The following is an 18,332-nucleotide window of genomic DNA, read 5'->3' as shown; positions in this document are numbered from 1 at the left end:
AACAGTATCGACATCCGTTGAGTGACTCGACGGCGCACGGCGCTGGGAGACGATTCGCAGTCACTGCGTTTCGCCTGCTGACTCTGTCGTTGATCGCCTGGCTTGCAGGCGACGCCGTCGCAAAGGACACACCGGACGTCCGCCACCCGCACGGCCCCACTGAGTTTCTGGGACAGAGCCTTGTTCAGTCTCAGCAGGACGCTCGGCTGCTGGCAGCTGCCACCGCTCGGTTAGCCGAGAATGACCGCCCCGCTGCGTTTGCAGCGTTGCTGCAGATTTTCGCTCAGCCGCACGATAACTTTCTGCCCGTGCACCCTGATCGCCCATTGGCTGCGACCTGGTCATCAGCCTTCGAACTACTGCGTAAAGCCGACTACGCAACGCGCGCGGAATGGACAAAAACCGCAGAATCACTCGCCCGCCCCGCATTGGACGCTGCCGTGGCAAGTGGCGAAATGTCTCAACTTCGCTCGGTGGCACTCAGCTTTCCATTCACGCAATCCGCGTTTACGGCCGACGTAACTCGCGCAACGTTAGCCGCCAGCAACGGGCAACGAGATCTGGCGGCAGCACGCCTGGCGGCGCTTAACGAAAGCTACGGCCAAACTCGCGTCAGTTTTCCGACAGCAGAAACACTGACGACGTTGGCGCTTCAGGTCGATCGGCTGGGGAACGCGAACACCGCCGCCGCGTCGAGGATGGCAGGTGAATCGGGCGAGACGTCACCTGGCCTGGCCCAGCCCTGGCCGGAATCCTTGTGGACGTGGCGCGAGTCCGTATGGAATTATCCTGAACTGGCCGCTGTCGTGGCTGGCAGCGATCTTCCGGAAAACTATGACAAGCTGGCAAGCAATTCATGGCAGCCGACGTTGCTGAACGACACATTGTACGTACGCACACCTTTTCGTGTCGCCGCATTTGATAAGCTGGCCGGGACGCTGAAGTGGTCTGTGCAGACAGACATGGCGGAAGTCGCGGATCCGTTAAGCCGCAACTTCAACTACCCAGGGGCGATGCAACGTACGTCGGCCGCCAGCCTGCTGAAGATGAGTGACCTCGGCACACTGGCCGTCGACGACGACTACGTATTCTTCGTCGACCGCTTTCGCAATCTTGTTCCGCCGGCCGACCCACGAAATCTGAACCCCGCCGAATGGAATCGCGATGGTGGCACGCGGTTGGTGGCGATTAGATTCTCGCCGTCGCCGCACGTGGCATGGACGGCGGGTGACGCGCCGCATTTTGAATATCAACTGACGCCCGCTCAATCGGAAACCAGTTCACCCGATCATAAGGCGGACGCCGCCCGCGTCGCCGAGTCACAGGACGCGGAATTGCCATTTCGCAATCAGTCATTTTCAGGCATCCCGCTGATTCACGAAGGACGCCTGTTTGTGCTCTCCGCCGATTCCGAAGTCATCTGGTTAAGCTGCCTCACAAGGTCGACCGGACGCATCGAATGGCAACGGCCATTGTTATACCAGCATGGTTCAGACCTCGGACGAAGCGGTCGCTTCATATTTCAACAACAAACGCCTGTCGGAGCGTCCGTCTGCGGCATCGACGGAACCACGATAATTTCTGCGTTAAAAAACGGCGTCGTCGTGGGCACGAATGTTCTGGATGGACGCCTTCTTTGGGCGACTAACCTGCGTGATGCCCCAGCCACCCCACACGACCGCCGCCGGATGCTGATCATAGCCTTCAGAAAACGAAACGAGGGTGTGAATTCCCAACCGTTGCTCGCCAATGGTCGTCTGTATTGCGCCACCAGTGGAAGCGATCTCGTACATTGCCTGAATTCACAAACCGGACAGATTGTCTGGCAGGTCGACCGGACAACAACAGGGTTTGGCGCGGAAGAAGGTAGTCAGGATTCTTACCCGGTTGCCGCTACTGACCAGCATCTGGTCATGATCGGAGAACGTCATATTCGCGCCCTGGATGTTGCCGATGGACAGCAGATCTGGACTCAACCGATTCAACCGCAAACGGGGCGAGCAACCTGTGATGGCACGGTGTGCCTGGTCCCGCAACGTGACGGCACAATCGCGGGATTCGACGTTGCGACGGGACGCCGCCGAATGTCACATCGTGAAATTTTCGGGCAGGATCAGCCAGCGTCGCTGGGCGCCCTCGTCTCCGATGCGGACGTAATCTGTGCCATCACGCCAACATCCGTCAGAGTGATGCCGACGGTACAATTTCGGCGGCGTCAGAGTTCCATGCAGGGATCCGATGGCAGAACCTTCACAGATGCACAGTTGGATTTGCTCGATTCACACACGCAGCTTGGAATCGAAAAGCTACAGGCTCTTCTTCAATACGCTACGAATTCCGCAATTAACTCGGACGCCAATCGCCAGGCGGCCGACCTGCTGGCAGAAACGTTGTTGGGACTGATCGCCCGCCAGCAATTCCTTCCAGCGGTCTCTGAAGGCGTTGCCGTTCCGACGGATGCAATGGATCAACTGAATCGTCTGCCACTGACAACGAACCAGGCTCTGCGGTTCAAAATCCTGGCTCCTGAAGCCGCCCATCCGGTCAGCACGGATGCTGTCGACCGTTTGCCCCTGCTAAAAATGTTACCAGACTGGAGTGCGCGAGCCGACGTGCTGACGTGGATGAACCTTGCACCGGACCAGGCCAAAAAAACGGCACCTGTGAAAGTTACAGGGCAGGGCGATTTTCAGCGCATCGAACAGGCGATTTTGTTTCCGAAGCAAGCCGGATCGACACAGCAGCAGATTGAGTTCGCAAAATCGTTGCGAGATACGGAACAAACTTCGGCCGCCGAACTGGTATTGCTGGCGGCGTTTGGGCATGCCAGCACATCAGATCGTTTGCTGCTAATGAAAGAGCTGCAGAGCCTGAGACATGTTGCGGCAATATCCGGCTCACCCAAAAGCGACTTATCGAAACCTGAAGTCCAGAAAAGTACAGAAAATGAGTCCGCACGGACGAGCAGTGACGCATTTTCAGATCTCAGTGCCGAACGCAATTTCAAAATCGAAGAACGACTATCGCTCACCGCACGTGCGACCGGCTTGACTCAGCAGGACGCACTTTCCGTGATCGGAAACCGGGCCATAGGGTCCGTCGTCGCGACAGCCAATTCTGCGGTGGACACTCCTGCCTGGTATCCGCAGCGACTGTTTCTATCGGGGCAGCGGTTGTTTCGTGTCGATATGGCAACCGGAGCCGTCGCACCGCCCCAAAAACTTCCTGAGTTCACCAAGGCAGTGCAAATCGAAGACGGCGATGCCATGCCTGGCCTGATTCCACTGGTGGCGCCAGAGTCGGCACATCAGTCGGACACTATCGGCGTGTTGTCACTTTTAGAACATGGTGGCCCAGGAGTAATCTGGTCGAAAACGATTCAGCGAGCTTTGTCGGATCGGTCCGAACTGCAGGTGGGTCCGCTCGGCCCTGGCTATTTGATTGTGGCGACAGCCGACACACTGCAGTGCCTGCACCCTTTTACCGGTAACGTGCTGTGGACACGCCGCATCACTCAATCGCCGAGTGAACCGAGTCACTTTAGATCAGCCATTCGAATCGTTGGCGACGACGAAGTGATCGCGGTCATCGGTGAGTCGCACCAAACGTGCCAGCGTTTTCGCACCCTCGACGGTCGCGAACTTGAACCGCTGACAGTTGCCATCCCGCAAGATCAAACCCCGCTGGTTTCGGGGCGACGCCTGCTATTCACGCAGGATGAAGCTCTGGTTTTGCTGGACCTGCTGTCCGGACGTAACGTGCTGGCCGACAAACCCGACGTGAAAGTGCGACCGTCCAGCGGTGCTCGACTGCTGCGTGACCGTCGAGTCGTGGTGTTGACGCCTGACCTCAAGGTCGTGATGTTCAACATCGAATCAGCGAGCGTCGAGTGGCAGTGCGAAGTGCCCGATTTCCCACCAAATTTGGAACCGAAGGGGAGTTTAAGTGCCTTCGAGCGAGACGGTCGGCTGTTTGTAGAAATCCCACACGAAGGCCACAGATCCGGTTCGTCTTTGTCTATGTCCCGGATGGGCGAACCGCGGACGAGCGGCGGCACGCTGCTTTGTCTCAATTCGCAGACTGGAGCACTGCTCTGGTCGATGCCGTCTGAGGATGCAGTGGTGCCAGCCATCTACGGCGATACAACCAGCTTGATGATTATGTGGAGCTTTAAAGATCCAGCGGAGCGCGGGTGGGAACGCGACTTCCGACAACTTCGAAACCCGAACGGCGACCCCCAAACAGCGGGCTCGAAAGGGTCCATGACGTTGCGTGTCATCGATGGCAGAACGGGCCAGCAGGTCGCCAAACAGGAACACCTCACGCGGTCAGAACCCTTGCGGTGCGTACATGATGCCGACAGCCAGACGATTAAAATCGAAACGGCGATGTCTGAGATCACTGTTCAGTACGACGAATGACCGACGTCACGGCGGCCGATAGAACAAATGACCGGCTAATTGGCAGAATGCGATGGCGTCATCCGTTGACCGCGTGACCGCATAGCTTACACTCGCTGAATGAAGCGAAAAAAGCTCAATCAGCAGTTCGAAAACGTCCTGAAGTCGGCCCGACGACTCGCAGACCTGGAGTCTGCTACCGCGATTATTGTGCTGGCCGATGTTGCGTTTAACTTCAAGACGATGAAGAAGATGCTCAGGGGCATCCGACTGATCGTTGCCGCCGAAGAGCCTCATGTGCAGGAAGCTGTCAAGGCCGACGAAATCTCTCTCATCTCACTGGAACACGAACCTCAGACAAGGGGAACTCAGGTTTCCCAGATGCTTTTGGAAGCCATCGCGGACGAGTTACTGCAGTCGGGCGATGTCGTCGTCGCGGTGTATTCGTCGTACGAAAAAGATAGCTGCGACACGATCAGTGTGATTCGCCTGGCCGAGCAACTTGCCAAACTCACGTCACGCGACCTGCAGCGTCTGGAAACTCAGGTGCCGTTGGAAACATTGCGAATCGTGGTCGACCTGGCCTGTGAAATCGGGCGCGAAGGGCGTGAAGGCAAGTCCGTCGGCACACTGTTTGTCGTGGGCAACCATCGCAAGGTCATGAGCCTGTCACAGGAACAAGTGCACGATCCATTTCGAGGATACGCACGATCCGAACGGCTGATCCGCAGCCCGCGAGTTCGCGAGAGCATTAAGGAACTGGCTCAGATTGACGGAGCCTTCATCATTTCGGCGGATGGCGTCGTCCAGGCCGCCGGCCGACACTTGCGAGCGTCTGCTGATGACATCGTTCTGTCAAAGGGGCTCGGCTCCCGGCATTGGGCCTCCGCAGAAATCAGCAAGGCGACCGACGCAATCGCTGTGGCCGTATCAGAATCTACCGGAACGGTGCGAGTCTTCCAGGATGGGAAGGTCGTTCTCCGTATTGAACCGATGAATTCCAATATGAAGTGGACCGACTTCGAAACTGAGCCGCCAGAAACGTAAGAGTCCCGACAATTTCCGCCTCAATTGGCACGGCCAGGCGACTGCGCGGCCACTCGTTCGGGGCGGAATGGGATTTCGTCAATAACCTGTGCGAGCAAGTGGCGAATGGGGCGCTGTTCCGATATCCTCAGGCAGTACTTCAGGCGGTTCCAATAACCCTCTGATTGTTTTTTGAAGTTTGCAGATGTGGTTCCATTGAGCCACTGAAACAGGGACCGCATCCGTTTGGTTGATGCGGCCAAACAGGATCTCGGACGATGCCCACCGACGAACAGCAACAGCCACCACACGACGCGACTACAAAACCTCAAGGCGATACGCCGACGGGAGGCCCGGACAACGCTCCGGGTGCACAGGAAGTGCGGCCGATAGAAGCTCCAGCGGCAGGCACAGAACCGCAGCCAGTGTCGCCGCAACCCGCAACGCCGCCGCCAACCGCCCCCGTTGCCCCTGCCGCGACGGCCGAAACTTCACCAACACCTTCCGTTGCCGAAACACTGGCCGCCGCCGGTATGGCACCTGCGGAAGCAGCGCCTGCTCAGCCGGTCGCCCCAACGGAAGAAACACCGACCGATAGCCAGCCCGTGGCAGAACCTGGTGCCAGCGCCCCGGCGGCCACAACCGCTCCGGCCGATTCCGCACCGGAAGCCCCCGCGGAACAAGCCAGCACGGAACAATCGACCAAGACACTTCGCGAAAAACTTGCGTCGCGCAATTCAGAGAAACCAGTCGGCAACGTCGACCTGCAGACTCAACGTCCGGAAATCCCCACCAACATCCAGCCCGTAGATCTGCCGGAGAACGATGACCTGGATGCCGCTCTGGAAGCAGAAATCGCATCCGCTCTGGGTGACGACGAAGCGGCATCAACGGCACCGCCAGCCGCCGCTGTGGTACCAGCGGAAACGGCCGACGGCGAAGCGGTCGCAGCACCCGCGAAAGCTGAGGCTGAAGAAGAAGTCGGACTGGGATCAAAGATCACGGGCCCGGTTCAGCACATTCATGGCGACGACATCTTCATCAACGCCGGACTACGGTCTGATGTTGTCGTGTCTTCCAAGCAGTTCGCGCCGGATAAGCAGCCAAAGGTCGGCGATTCGCTAACCGTCATCGTTGACGACATTGACGACGACGGATTGTTTCGAGCTCGTCTGCCGACGGCGAAGAGCAAAACCGGGGGCAACTGGGACGGCTTAGCCGTGGGCCAGGTGGTTGACTGCATGGTGACCGCAACCAACAAAGGCGGTCTGCAGGTGACCGTCAGCAACCTGAAGGGCTTCCTGCCCGCCAGCCAGGTTGATCTTGGTTACGTTGCCAGCCTTGACCAGTACGTCGGTCAAAAACTGACCGTGCAGATCACAGAAGTTAAGCCGAAGAAACGGAATCTGGTCGTCAGCCGGCGAGCCATTCTGGAAGCGGAACGTAAAGAGCAGCAAGCCGGATTCTGGGAAACGCTTGAAGTTGGCCAGGACTACGAAGGCACCGTCAAGACGCTGAAAAATTACGGAGCGTTCGTCAACCTTGGACCGATCGATGGCTTCCTGCATGTCGGTGAGATCTCATGGTCGCGAATCAACCATCCCAACGAAGTGCTGAAAGAAGGTCAGCAGATTCAGGTGCGAGTACTGAAAGTCGACAAAGAAAAAAGCCGCATCAGTCTCGGGATGAAACAACTCGTGCAGAACCCGTGGATGGGCCTGAACGAAAAGTATCCATCGGAACGAGTTGTGCCCGGAAAAGTCACTCGCATCACCGATTTCGGTGCGTTTGTTGAACTGGAACCCGGTGTCGAAGGCCTTGTTCACATCAGCGAACTGGCTTGGCGCCGCGTTGGTAGTGTCGGCGAAGTGCTGAAGGTCGGTGATGAGAAGGAATTCAAGGTTCTGGAAGTCGACCCCAAACGCAAGCGAGTGAGCCTCTCTTTGAAAGCTCTGGAACAGAAGCCGGAGTCGATCCGCAAGGCCGAAGCCGAAGAAGAAGTTCGCCCCGTCCGCAAACCGAATCCGGATCTTCGCGGTGGTATGGGCGGCTCAAAAGACGGCGGTGGCATGTTCGGCAATCCGTCGGACTTCACCTAGACGCTCCCTCACGAACCCCGCACGTTTGAGGAACAACAATGGCAGCCAGCCACACGATTGATGGTTATGAGCTGCTGGCTGAAGACGACCACACAGATGCGTTCGTTGCCTATCGCGCTCAGCGTAAAGGCAACGAAACGCACGTGCGGCTTATCCTGTTTGACGAAGACGTCTCTGACTCACCCCAGTTTCGCGCGGCCTTCCGGAAAGACCAGCCCAGTCTTAAAACAATGCACCACCCGCACTTGCTAAGCCCAATCTCATGGGGTGAAGAAGGTGGTTTGCTGTACTACGTTGCCGAATACCCACCCGGCTGTTCGCTCGCAGATCGCCTAGCAGTCAATGCGACGATCACATGGGACGAATTTATTGATCTCGGCTGGCAGATCGCATCCGCTCTTCAGCATGCTCACAACGTCGGCATCACTCATGGTCACCTGACGACTTCTCTGGTCTCAGTGTCCGACGAAATTCGTAGCAAGGTCATGGGGTTCGGTTTGCATCGCTGGATCGCTGCGGCAAATTCGGAGGATCCTGTTGAACCTTCGTTCGCGGAAAGAGCAATCCACGACTTAACAGACTTCGGCCATATCCTCGAAGCCGTGTTTCATTCCCTGTCTCCCGAGACCATGCAGAACGTGGAACCAGATCAGGTGACGGCGATGACGGCCCTGATCAAGGATTTGCAACACCCGGCGGCCGACCTGCTGGCTCGCGATATCCAAGGCCGCCTGGGAGACATGTTGCTGCAGGTATCGGGCGAAAAGATTGAGATGGTGGACCACCGCGAAGGCCAACATCTGAACCATCGCTCACTTGTAGATGAGTTGTTTGATGAACCAACAACCAATGAAACCAGCCACGCCGCGCCGACGGAACCTCAACCGGCCACATCGTCGACAAGGACGATCGCGATCGTTATAGCCATTGCCCTGGCTGCGATTTTGGCTCTTGTTGCGTTTCTGAACCGCTGACGCACATCGCAATCATTTGCGGCCGCAGCTACCCGCAGCCGCCAGACCCACAGCCTCCCGAACCGCAACCACCTCCACCAGTCGCCTGAATCACGCCTTCGGCCGCGACCGGTTGCACATGAATAATGCCCAATCCCGCTGCCGCTGCCAGAAGTGCCAGTCGAGTCGTTTCTGCGTCCTGACCGTTCAGAACGTAGAGGATGATTTGCTGCTGATCCAGAGTCCATTCAAGATCGATAAGTTGCAACTGCAGTTGCCAGTCAGCCAGCCGCTGTTGCCAGTCGAAGAATTCAACATCGGCCTTCTGACGGTTTTCACGATGACCCTTCCGGTCGTCGTCGGACGCCAGTCGCAGCATCTGGCCGGTGACAGGCTTCTCTTCCGCGATCACTTCCTGCCGCACGATCTCCAGCAGCGTGATCAACTCCGGACCGCGGTCAGTTTCGGCAACGAATTCAACGCCACGAACCAGCTTGCCGCGAACATCTGCATGCAGCAACTCAGAAACTCCGAACCGAGCAACCTGTGGTGCAGCTCCGTAGCGGCCAAGGACCGTGCAGAAGGGCGGATCATCGATGGCCGATTCCTCAGGTGAAGCAGTCTCTGAAGGCGTTTGGCTAATCATACTGCAACCTCAAACTTACCGATAAATCACCACCAGAAAAATGATCGCTTCGCTGCGTCCCATGTTCCGAAGCACATGAGGTACGTCCGCGCGATAGCTTCCAGAATCGCCTTTTTGCAGATCCGACGATTCTTCTGCCGATGTTACCTGCACATTTCCCTTCTGCACAGTCAGGAACTCGCGCGTTCCTTCGAAATGAGCGGCAGACTTTAGCTCGCCGCCGACAGCGAGACGCACTTCGTAAAATTCCACGTCCTTTTCCAGATTTAGCGGCGACAACGTCCTGATCGAACAATCATCGTCTTCGCGAAACATGTGCGTGCGATCGTCGGCCCGGATCACTCGAATATTGGGTACCGTGTGACTTTGCTCCACAAGATCACCGACCGACATCCCGAACGCCGACGCGATCTTCACCGTCACTGCCAGCGTCGGATTCGCCTGCTCGCGCTCAATCTGACTCAACATCGAACGACTCACACCAGACGCCTGAGACAATACGTCAAGGGACCAGCCGGAATCCTGCCGCAGCTGACGAATCCGCTGACAAACGTTCCGGCTCACGTCTTCCGCAGATACGTCCGGCGCACTAGGCTTTGCTTTCGACATTGGAAAAATCCATCATTATGCACAATTCATCTTGTATAACAGAAAACACAAATTTACTATAACGGACACAACGTTCACTATCCAGCACGAAGCAGCGGAGATTCCTATTCAGATCACCCGGCTTAGTGCGGCTTGTTCCTCAACCAAACAAGACTTCTGATTCGGCGCACGAACACCACAGGAATTATCCATGAAGGCATTAGTCAAACGAAAATCAGAACAGGGGCTGTGGCTGGAAGACGTGCCTGAGCCCATCTGCGGTGTCAATGATGTGCTGATCAAAGTCGATCGCACTGGGATCTGCGGGACAGACGTGCATATCTATGAATGGGACGACTGGGCGAAGAAAACCATTCCCGTGCCGATGGTCGTCGGACACGAATTCGTAGGCGAAGTCGTGTCCGTAGGTTCCAACGTACTGGATTTTCATCCGGGTGAAGTCGTCAGCGGCGAAGGCCACGTCGTGTGCGGACGATGCCGTAACTGCCTGGCGGGGCGGCGTCATCTGTGTGCGAAGACGGAAGGGATCGGCGTCAACAGGCCGGGTGCCTTTGCGGAATTCATCGCTCTACCGATGACCAACGTATGGCATCATGCGGACGACATCGACCGCGACACAGCTTCAATCTTCGATCCATTTGGCAACGCGGTTCACACGGCGCTGTCGTTTCCAGTACTCGGAGAAGACGTCTTAATCACGGGGGCGGGGCCGATTGGTTTAATGGCAGCCGCCGTGGTGCGTCATGCGGGAGCTCGGCATGTGGTGATCACGGACGTGAATCCATGGCGGCTAAAGCTGGCCGAAAAGCTGGGTGTGTCGCGGACGGTAGACGTGCGAAAAGAGAAACTGGAAGACGTGCAGAAAGAGCTGAACATGTCGGAAGGCTTTGATGTGGGACTGGAAATGTCGGGCAACCCGTCGGCCTTCCGCGACATGCTGGCCAACATGTGCCACGGTGGGAAGATCGCCATGCTGGGTATTCCGTCCAGCGATATGGCCATCGACTGGAACACAGTGGTCTTTAACATGCTGACCATTAAGGGCATCTATGGCCGCGAAATGTACGAAACGTGGTACAAAATGACGGTGATGCTGCAGGGCGGCCTGGACATCAGCCCGGTGATCACGCATCGCATGGACTACACCGATTTTGAAGACGGTTTTCAGGCAATGCGTTCCGGTGAGTCCGGCAAGGTTGTTCTGAAATGGTAGAGATCTGATTCTCTTACGCTCTGATTTGCCCAGCAGTTCCGCTACCCTACGGGCTATTCGATTTTCGACACACCTGCCGTGGAACCGCGATGGAACTCTCAAACGTCTCCCGTGTTTTTAATTCCGCTATTGAGCAAATCGGAAAAGTCGTTGTCGGGCAAATGGAACTCGTCGAAGGCGTGCTGGTCGCCCTGTTTTCTGAAGGCAGCGTTTTAATCGAAGGCCCGCCGGGTCTCGGGAAAACGCTGTTGGTGAACGTGCTGTCGAAAACAGTGAACTGCAATTTCAACCGAGTTCAGTTTACGCCCGACTTGATGCCGTCGGATCTGACAGGCCACAGCATTTATGACATGAAGGAACAGCAGTTTCGGTTCAACAAAGGACCGGTCTTCACCAACATTCTACTCACCGATGAAATCAACCGCTCGCCGCCGAAGACTCAGGCGTCGCTGTTGGAAGTGATGCAGGAACGGCAGGTCACCGTAGATGGCACCACGCACGTGCTGGACCGACCGTTTCTGGTCATCGCAACTCAGAACCCAATTGAACACGAAGGAACGTATCCACTTCCGGAAGCTCAGGTCGACCGGTTCATGTTCAAACTGCTGGTCGACTATCCGTCGACGGCGGATGAGGTCGATATTCTGCGGCATTATTCCGGTGGAAAAGATCCGCGACATCTGGCCGACTTCGGCCTCGAATCGATTCTTCACGCCGAAGATGTGATCGCGATTCAGGAAGCGGTGAAGCAGGTCATTGTTGAAGAAAAAATCCTCACCTACATCGTCGACATCGTCAGTACGGCCCGCGATTGGGGGTCGGTCACGGTTGGACCCAGCCCGCGAGCCGGCGTGAACCTGCTGATTGCGGCTCGCACGCTGGCGGCCTGCCGAGGTCGTGACTTTGTCACACCGGACGACATCAAAGAACTGGCTCCGTGGGTGCTGCGGCATCGCTTGCGATTGCGGCCGGAAGCCGAAATTGAAGGCAGTACGGCGGACGAAACCATTCGGCAGATCATGGACAGCGTTGAGGCGCCAAAGTCATGATTCCGTCGCGGCTGCTGATCCTGTTGGCTCTTCTGCTGACGACGCCGCTGCTATTGGGGGGCGTGGAAGACGTCTTCTCCGATCGCCTGCCGGGGCTCGGCGCACTGGATCTGTCCGGCCGAACGGTCGCGGACATTGCGCTGCTGCTAAACGTCGTGCTCGTCATCGTGGCCGGAGTCGACGTGCTGATCAGTGGTTCACCGGACGACATCGAAGTCGATCGCGAGATCTCAGAGGTGCTGAGTGTCGGCACGCCGAATCCTTCAAAGATCCTGCTTCGCAACAAATCACGTCGACCGTTGAAAGTGCTTGTGCACGACGATCCAGGCCCGTTGATCGAAACGGAACGGATGCCGCAGGAAGTTGACCTTCAACCATGGAAGGAAGCGGAAGTCACTTACACCGTGGCACCACTCAAACGAGGCGCAGCCAAACTGCAGGCGGTGCACCTCCGTTTTCCAACCGTGCTGGGCCTGTGGACGCGGCATCAGATACGGCCGCTGGAAACCGCCGTTCGCATCTATCCTGATATTCGAGCCGTGTACCGGTACGAACTGATGGCCAGTCGCAACCGTCTGGCCGAAATCGGTGTTCGAGTCATGCGAATGCCGGGGCAGGGCCGTGAATTCGAACGCCTTCGCGAATACCGCTACGGCGACGAGATCCGGCAGATCGACTGGAAGGCCACGTCTCGACAACGACAACTCATCACGCGTGAATTCAATGTAGAACGCAATCAGAACATCGTCCTGATGGTCGACTGCGGCCGCTTCATGCGAAACGAAACGGACGGCATCTCGTACCTGGATCGAGCCCTCAACTCGGCCATCATGCTGTCATACATCGCACTCGGCCAGGGCGACAACGTTTCACTGATGGCGTTTTCCAACCGCATCGAACGTTTCATCAGGCCGGTTCGCGGCAAGCCGGGCATCCAAACTATTCTGCGGTCCACCTATGACATTCAAGCCAGCACCAAAACGGCCGACTACAGCCTGGCCCTCGAATATCTTTCCAAGGTGCAGCGCAAGCGAGCCCTCGTGATCCTGATCACGTTTGTCACGGACGAACTTCAGCTACGTGTCATTGGCGAAAGCCTGCAACTTCGTTCACTGCCATACCTGCCCATGTGCGTCCTGTTGCAGGACGTGGGATTGAAAGAAATGGCCGACCGAATCCCCGATTCTGATGTTGAAGCGTTCCACACATCGGCCGCCGCCCAAATTCTGACCGGGCAGGCTCAAGAGGTCGCCACGATGCGCGAGAACGGCGTGCTGATGGTCGACACACCCCCCGATCTCCTCACCGAACGACTCATCAACGAATACCTCACCATCAAAATGCGCAACCTCATGTAAGGCCGGTACGCACCGGCAGGCGATTGGCGTGGTCAGTGGGTGACGATGTGACGGCTGAATCGCCGGCGTTGATTCGGGTGAGCGCCGGCGAGCAATGGAGTTTGGACTTGTGAGCGGAGCGACTGTCATTAGCGACCAACGAGACCAGTACCTGTCGTGTAACAAGCACCCGAATTGGTAGTCGTCCGGGTCCGACGCTCTCACCCGAACGTGGACCTGGCACATGCTCCCGCTTATGTAATATGAGCACCGCGGATATTGGTGTAGACGGCGTACAACGATGTGCTGCCAGTCATGAAGAGGCGATTTCGTTTTGAGCCGCCGAAGCAGACGTTGCTGCAGATTTCCGGAAGCAGGATCTGACCAATGCGCTGACCGTCCTCATGACCGAACACGTGAACGCCATCATAGCCCTGGCCCACCCAACCGGCACTCGACCAGACATTGCCGTCAATGTCGCAACGAATCCCGTCCGCCATACCAGCGACGGTTTCGCCGTTGAGTTCCAAATCCATGGAGGCGAACGTTCGGCCGTTGGCCAGCGACTTTTCGTTCACGATGTCCCAGACCTTGATCTCCTTCTTTGCATCCTTGTAGTGAGACGCGCCGGTATCAGCGACATACAACTTCTTATAGTCAGGCGAAAAGCACAGCCCGTTCGGCTTGAAGATGTCGGTGGTGACCTGAGTCAGCTTCCCGGTCGACGATTCAATGCGGTAAACCGCTTCCTTTTGATACGGCTGGACGGAGCCGTTGTTGGCGTTGCGGCCTTCATAGTCCATTAAGCCACCATAACCTGGATCCGTAAACCAGATATCGCCGTTCGGATGCACTACGGCATCGTTGGGGGCGTTTAGCGACTTGCCGTTGAATTCGCTGGCCAGCACGTTGCGAGTTCCATCATGTTCGTAGCGGACAACGCTGCGAGTCAGGTGTTCGCAGGAAATCTGGCGACCATGAAAGTCGAACGTGTTGCCATTGCTGTTGTAGGACGGATTCCGAACCGTGCTGACGTGCCCGTCTTCCTCCAGCCACCGGTGCTGCACGTTGTTAGGAATATCACTCCACACCAGATACCGGCCCGAACCGTTCCACGCGGGGCCTTCTGCCCATAGCATTTCTTTGCTGTGATACAGCCGCTGGATCGGCGTATTGCCAAGCTTCAGCTTATTAAAGCGTTCGTCAAGAGTGACCAATCGATGATCGGGATAGCGAACTGGCGGAGCGGTGTCGCTATAGTCATCGTCAGCCTGCAACCTTGAGGCCGCGAACGCAGCAGCCGCGGCGGTGGCGGCGAGGAAGGTTCTTCGATTTGTACCAGTCCGTGAATTGTCGTCGGTCGAGGTCATAAAATGCTCCGGTGGCTACTCGTGGCAAACCGCATTGGTGCGAGATTGATGTCGGCAAATACGATAGCAAAAGACCGGTCAGGAAAAAGCGTGGACGGCAGCGAGTTTGCCAGCCATCGTGGTATGTTGGTTGAATAGCTGACGAAGACACGTTTCCCGCAGGTTATTGCGGAAGGGGCAATCGAGCGAAGCAAGATCAAGTAAGGGCCGCCCACACAGGCTAACGGGAGCTTCCTTATGTCCGCCTACGACTCGGAGATTCGCGCCACACTTTTTGGCCGCAGCTTGTGACGCGGCAATTTTCTGATCAGGAAAGTCGTCCGTAATTCAGTCCACGTGCCTCGCCGGCGAATTGGTGATTGATGAGACACCTCAGCACCGCTGCCTGATACAGCGCCATGACCAAAATTCAAACTTTTTTGATCCGATTGCGGAATTCCTGCGTTTCGCGATACTGTGCCTAAGACCCCAGTCCAAAGCGACACCCCCGTTGTTACTAAGTGAGGAGTTCGACAGATGTCAGGTGGACGTCCAACAGCCGCGTTTTATCTAGCAGTTTTAGCTGTGGTTGGCGGTTTAGTTTACTTTGCTGGCAATCGAGCCGGTTTCTTCGGCGACAATGCCAAGCCCGACGTTGTAGACGGCGACGGTGACGAGCTGACGCTCGACCCGGACAAGCTGAACGTCGGCGATACCGCGGCCGAAGCATCCAGCGACGACATTGTCACCACTGTTCAGGAATACAGCTACGTTCCGGCCGAACGCCTTCCTGCCGTCAAGGGCACAGCCGCCTACAAGCCACTGGAAGACAACACGGTTAGCTTCGCGCTCAATATCTGGGCCGGCTGGGCTCCGATCATTCACGCGAATGAAGGCTTTGCAGCCAAAAAAATCTGGAAGACGCCGGATGGCAAAGAGTTCAAGGTGCAGCTTATCCTGGCCGACAATCCGGTTGACATGCGAGACGCGTACGCGGCCGGTGATTACCACATCGGCTGGGCCACCGTCGACATGCTGCCGCTGTTCATGGAAGGCTTTGTCGACAAGTCAGGCAAGCCGCGCGACAGTCGCGTCATGCCGCGGATTTTTCAGCAGGTGGACTGGTCAAACGGCGGCGACGGTATCGTTGTTCGAGACAACATCAAAACCGTTAAAGATCTGCGCGGCAAGAAGATCGCTCTGGCCCAGAATTCGCCTTCGCAATATTTCGGACTCAGCATGCTTGTCGCTGGCGGTCTGCAGCCGACAGACGTTGAATTCGTCTATCTAAACGATGCCTTTGAAGCCGCCGCTGCCTTCAACGCCAATAAAGACATCGCCGCCTGCGTGTCCTGGGCTCCGGACATCTACACGCTGTCCGAACAAAAGGGCAACCGCATGCTGGTCAACACGCAGACAGCCAACAAACTGATCGCCGACGTGTGGTATGCTCGAGCCGACTTTGCCAGCGAACACCCGGACCTTGTTGAAGGTATCGTTCGCGGCATCTTCGATTCGATGGAGTCACTAAAGGACCAAAGCGAAAAGCAAAAAGTGTCGGAGTGGATGGCTCAGGGTTACGCCATTCCCAAGGATGAATGCCTGGGAATGCTGGGCGACGCTCACTGGACCAACTTCGCAGAGAATCGTGACTTCTTCATGAACCAGAACAACCCGGCTCGTTTTGAATCGGTCTGGAACCAGGCGTACTACATCTATCGCCGCATTCGTTCCGTGCAACACCAGCCCGTTTCGTTCGACAAGGTCGTCGACTTCAGCATCCTGCAAAAGCTGGCCAAGGAAGAAAAATATGCGTCGCAGAAAAACGAGTACCGCGTCGCATTCGCGCCGAAAGCCACCAGTGAGATCGTTGCTGAATCTGACGAAGTATTAAGCAACACCGTCATCATCCACTTTGCTCCTAACCGCCACGATCTCAAGCACAAAGTGATTCGCAAAAAGGACGACGGCACGGAAGTGGAAGAACTGTATGACCCGAATGTGGACTTCGTGCTGGAAGAAATTTCCAATCTCGTAGCTGGCTTCGGGGCCGCCCGAGTCCTCATCGAAGGACACACTGATGCATCGATGAAGCCGCTACTGCCCGACGATGAACTGGTGAAACAGCTGTCTGCAAATCGAGCGAATGCTGTGAAGGAAGCCTTAGTCGAGAAATATCAGCTCGACCCAAATCAGTTTAATGCGTCCGGAGTCGGCTGGGACCGTCCGGCTGATCCCAACGACCCCGGCAACAACGCCAAAAACCGTCGCGTCGAAATTCGCGTCTTTACGGCAGAATCGGAATAACGCATTCCGATCCGCAGCGGCTCGCCCGAGTTGCGTTCTTCAGACGTCGATCGCACGGCGCTGAAACACGAGCACCCCGGGCGATCCCGACTGCAGGTCAATATCATCTCCTCACTCCCGAGCACCAAAGTGGCAACAACTCGGTGACGTGTCTGTCCGGCCGACCTCAGCGACATTAAGCATGCTGCCCCACTATGCCTGACAAATCCCCAAACCAACCTGATGACGCAACAGACGCTACCCCAGCGTCTGGGGCCAAGCCGTTGGAAAGCCGCCCATCGTCCCCCGGTCCCAGTCAGCCGGCGTTGACGATCGCCGAACAAACTCCGGTTCCAACGTCGCTGGTGGGTCTCCGCAAAGAACCACCTCGCTGGCTGGCACTCGCCGCCGGGGCATTTTGCCTGTTCATTTGCGTCATCCTGTGGGGCTTCACCACAAGTGGTTCAGGCGAAGAACGCCTGCTGGGACACAATCAATTACCGTCGATCCCCGAAACGTGGGAACGACTGCCGGAAGTCCTGGATTCGAAGAGCCCGGAAAGGCACATCTGGGACAACACCGCCGTGTCACTGAAGCGAGTCATCGTGGGGTTCGCGCTGGCCGTCGTCATTGGCATCCCGATCGGTGTGGCGGCCGGTTGCTTTCCGATTGCACGTAACTTCTTCGCGCCGCTGGTTCTGTTTGGCCGCAACATTCCGATCGCCGCTCTAATCCCGCTGGCATTGGCACTGTTTGGGACCGGCGAAACTCAGAAATACATGTTTATCTTCATCGCCTGCGTGGCGTTCATCATCGCCGACACCATCGACGCCGTCAGTGAGGTGGCTCAGCGATACGTCGAAACGGCGCTCACGCTGGGTGCGTCGTCGATGCAAATTGTCTTCAAAGTGCTGGTGCCGCTGGCGATGCCGATGGTGTTTAATTCGCTGCGAGTCCTGTTTGGGCTGGCGTTCGGGTACATCATGCTGGTCGAATTCATGCACGAAGGCGACGGAGCAGGCGGACTCGGATTTTTGCTGAACATTGCTCGCCGGCGCAGTGTCACAGAATACACGATGATCATCATTCTCACGATCCCGCTCGTCGCGTGGATAATTGATCAACTGCTGTACGTGATTCAATGCTGGCTATTCCGCTGGAAGTACGGGAAGGAAGCAGAACGCAGTTCAGCATTCCGGCTGTCTCGCTGGTTGCTGCGACTGTTCTGGAACCCCACGTCCGCCCCGGCGACTCCCACCGCGGGTTCGTAGACCAGCCTGGTCCTTCCGACCTTCGATTCTGCCGAATTCAGTGAAGTCGCGAGGTAATATCGGCCGAAATTCTCTCAATCGGAAGGTGAGACGT

Annotated in this window: 12 protein-coding genes; 9 read left to right on the top strand and 3 right to left on the bottom strand. The window is 56.7% G+C overall.

What is annotated here, in order from left to right:
• Nucleotides 1–17: 17 nt before the first annotated feature.
• The 4 genes from Fuma_RS32275 to Fuma_RS32260 all read left to right on the top strand — a co-directional run bounded on the left by Fuma_RS32275 (nt 18) and on the right by Fuma_RS32260 (nt 8,499).
• The gene (locus Fuma_RS32275) at nt 18–4,421 is read left to right on the top strand and encodes an outer membrane protein assembly factor BamB family protein (RefSeq protein WP_218922344.1); all 4,404 of its coding nucleotides are present in this window, start codon (nt 18–20) and stop codon (nt 4,419–4,421) included.
• 99 nt (nt 4,422–4,520) lie between these two features.
• A complete protein-coding gene (locus Fuma_RS32270; RefSeq protein WP_077027738.1) occupies nt 4,521–5,447 on the top strand; it encodes a DNA integrity scanning protein DisA nucleotide-binding domain protein in 927 nt (308 codons plus the stop codon).
• A gap of 257 nt (nt 5,448–5,704) precedes the next feature.
• Complete coding sequence (locus Fuma_RS32265) at nt 5,705–7,525, top strand: 30S ribosomal protein S1 (RefSeq protein WP_077027737.1); 1,821 nt, start codon at nt 5,705–5,707, stop codon at nt 7,523–7,525.
• 38 nt (nt 7,526–7,563) lie between these two features.
• The gene (locus Fuma_RS32260; RefSeq protein WP_077027736.1) at nt 7,564–8,499 is read left to right on the top strand and encodes a protein kinase; all 936 of its coding nucleotides are present in this window, start codon (nt 7,564–7,566) and stop codon (nt 8,497–8,499) included.
• A gap of 28 nt (nt 8,500–8,527) precedes the next feature.
• Here the strand turns inward: Fuma_RS32260 and Fuma_RS32255 are convergent, their stop codons facing one another.
• Nucleotides 8,528–9,124 (bottom strand): PSP1 C-terminal domain-containing protein, encoded by a 597-nt coding sequence (locus Fuma_RS32255; RefSeq protein WP_077027735.1) that lies wholly within the window; start codon nt 9,122–9,124, stop codon nt 8,528–8,530.
• A gap of 15 nt (nt 9,125–9,139) precedes the next feature.
• Complete coding sequence (locus Fuma_RS32250; protein ID WP_077027734.1) at nt 9,140–9,733, bottom strand: helix-turn-helix domain-containing protein; 594 nt, start codon at nt 9,731–9,733, stop codon at nt 9,140–9,142.
• A gap of 190 nt (nt 9,734–9,923) precedes the next feature.
• Between Fuma_RS32250 and tdh the strand changes: the two genes are divergently transcribed.
• From tdh to Fuma_RS32235, 3 genes are all read left to right on the top strand, one after another.
• The gene (tdh, locus tag Fuma_RS32245; protein WP_077027733.1) at nt 9,924–10,946 is read left to right on the top strand and encodes an L-threonine 3-dehydrogenase; all 1,023 of its coding nucleotides are present in this window, start codon (nt 9,924–9,926) and stop codon (nt 10,944–10,946) included.
• Between the two features lie 89 nt (nt 10,947–11,035).
• Nucleotides 11,036–11,995: an AAA family ATPase gene (locus Fuma_RS32240; RefSeq protein WP_077027732.1), complete on the top strand. Its 960-nt coding sequence runs from the start codon at nt 11,036–11,038 to the stop codon at nt 11,993–11,995.
• Complete coding sequence (locus Fuma_RS32235) at nt 11,992–13,353, top strand: DUF58 domain-containing protein (protein ID WP_077027731.1); 1,362 nt, start codon at nt 11,992–11,994, stop codon at nt 13,351–13,353. Before Fuma_RS32240 ends, Fuma_RS32235 begins: the two co-directional genes overlap by 4 nt.
• A 233-nt stretch (nt 13,354–13,586) precedes the next feature.
• Here Fuma_RS32235 and Fuma_RS32230 read toward each other — a convergent pair whose 3' ends face one another.
• A complete protein-coding gene (locus tag Fuma_RS32230; RefSeq protein WP_077027730.1) occupies nt 13,587–14,702 on the bottom strand; it encodes an SMP-30/gluconolactonase/LRE family protein in 1,116 nt (371 codons plus the stop codon).
• A gap of 516 nt (nt 14,703–15,218) precedes the next feature.
• On the opposite strand from Fuma_RS32230, the gene Fuma_RS32225 reads away from it, so the two are divergent.
• Nucleotides 15,219–16,988: an OmpA family protein gene (locus tag Fuma_RS32225; protein WP_077027729.1), complete on the top strand. Its 1,770-nt coding sequence runs from the start codon at nt 15,219–15,221 to the stop codon at nt 16,986–16,988.
• Nucleotides 16,989–17,182: 194 nt separating this feature from the next.
• Nucleotides 17,183–18,238: an ABC transporter permease gene (locus Fuma_RS32220; RefSeq protein ID WP_077027728.1), complete on the top strand. Its 1,056-nt coding sequence runs from the start codon at nt 17,183–17,185 to the stop codon at nt 18,236–18,238.
• Nucleotides 18,239–18,332 lie beyond the last annotated feature (94 nt).

The organism is Fuerstiella marisgermanici, assembly GCF_001983935.1.
Lineage (GTDB): Bacteria > Planctomycetota > Planctomycetia > Planctomycetales > Planctomycetaceae > Fuerstiella > Fuerstiella marisgermanici.
This window is presented reverse-complemented; position numbering and strand designations above follow the sequence as displayed.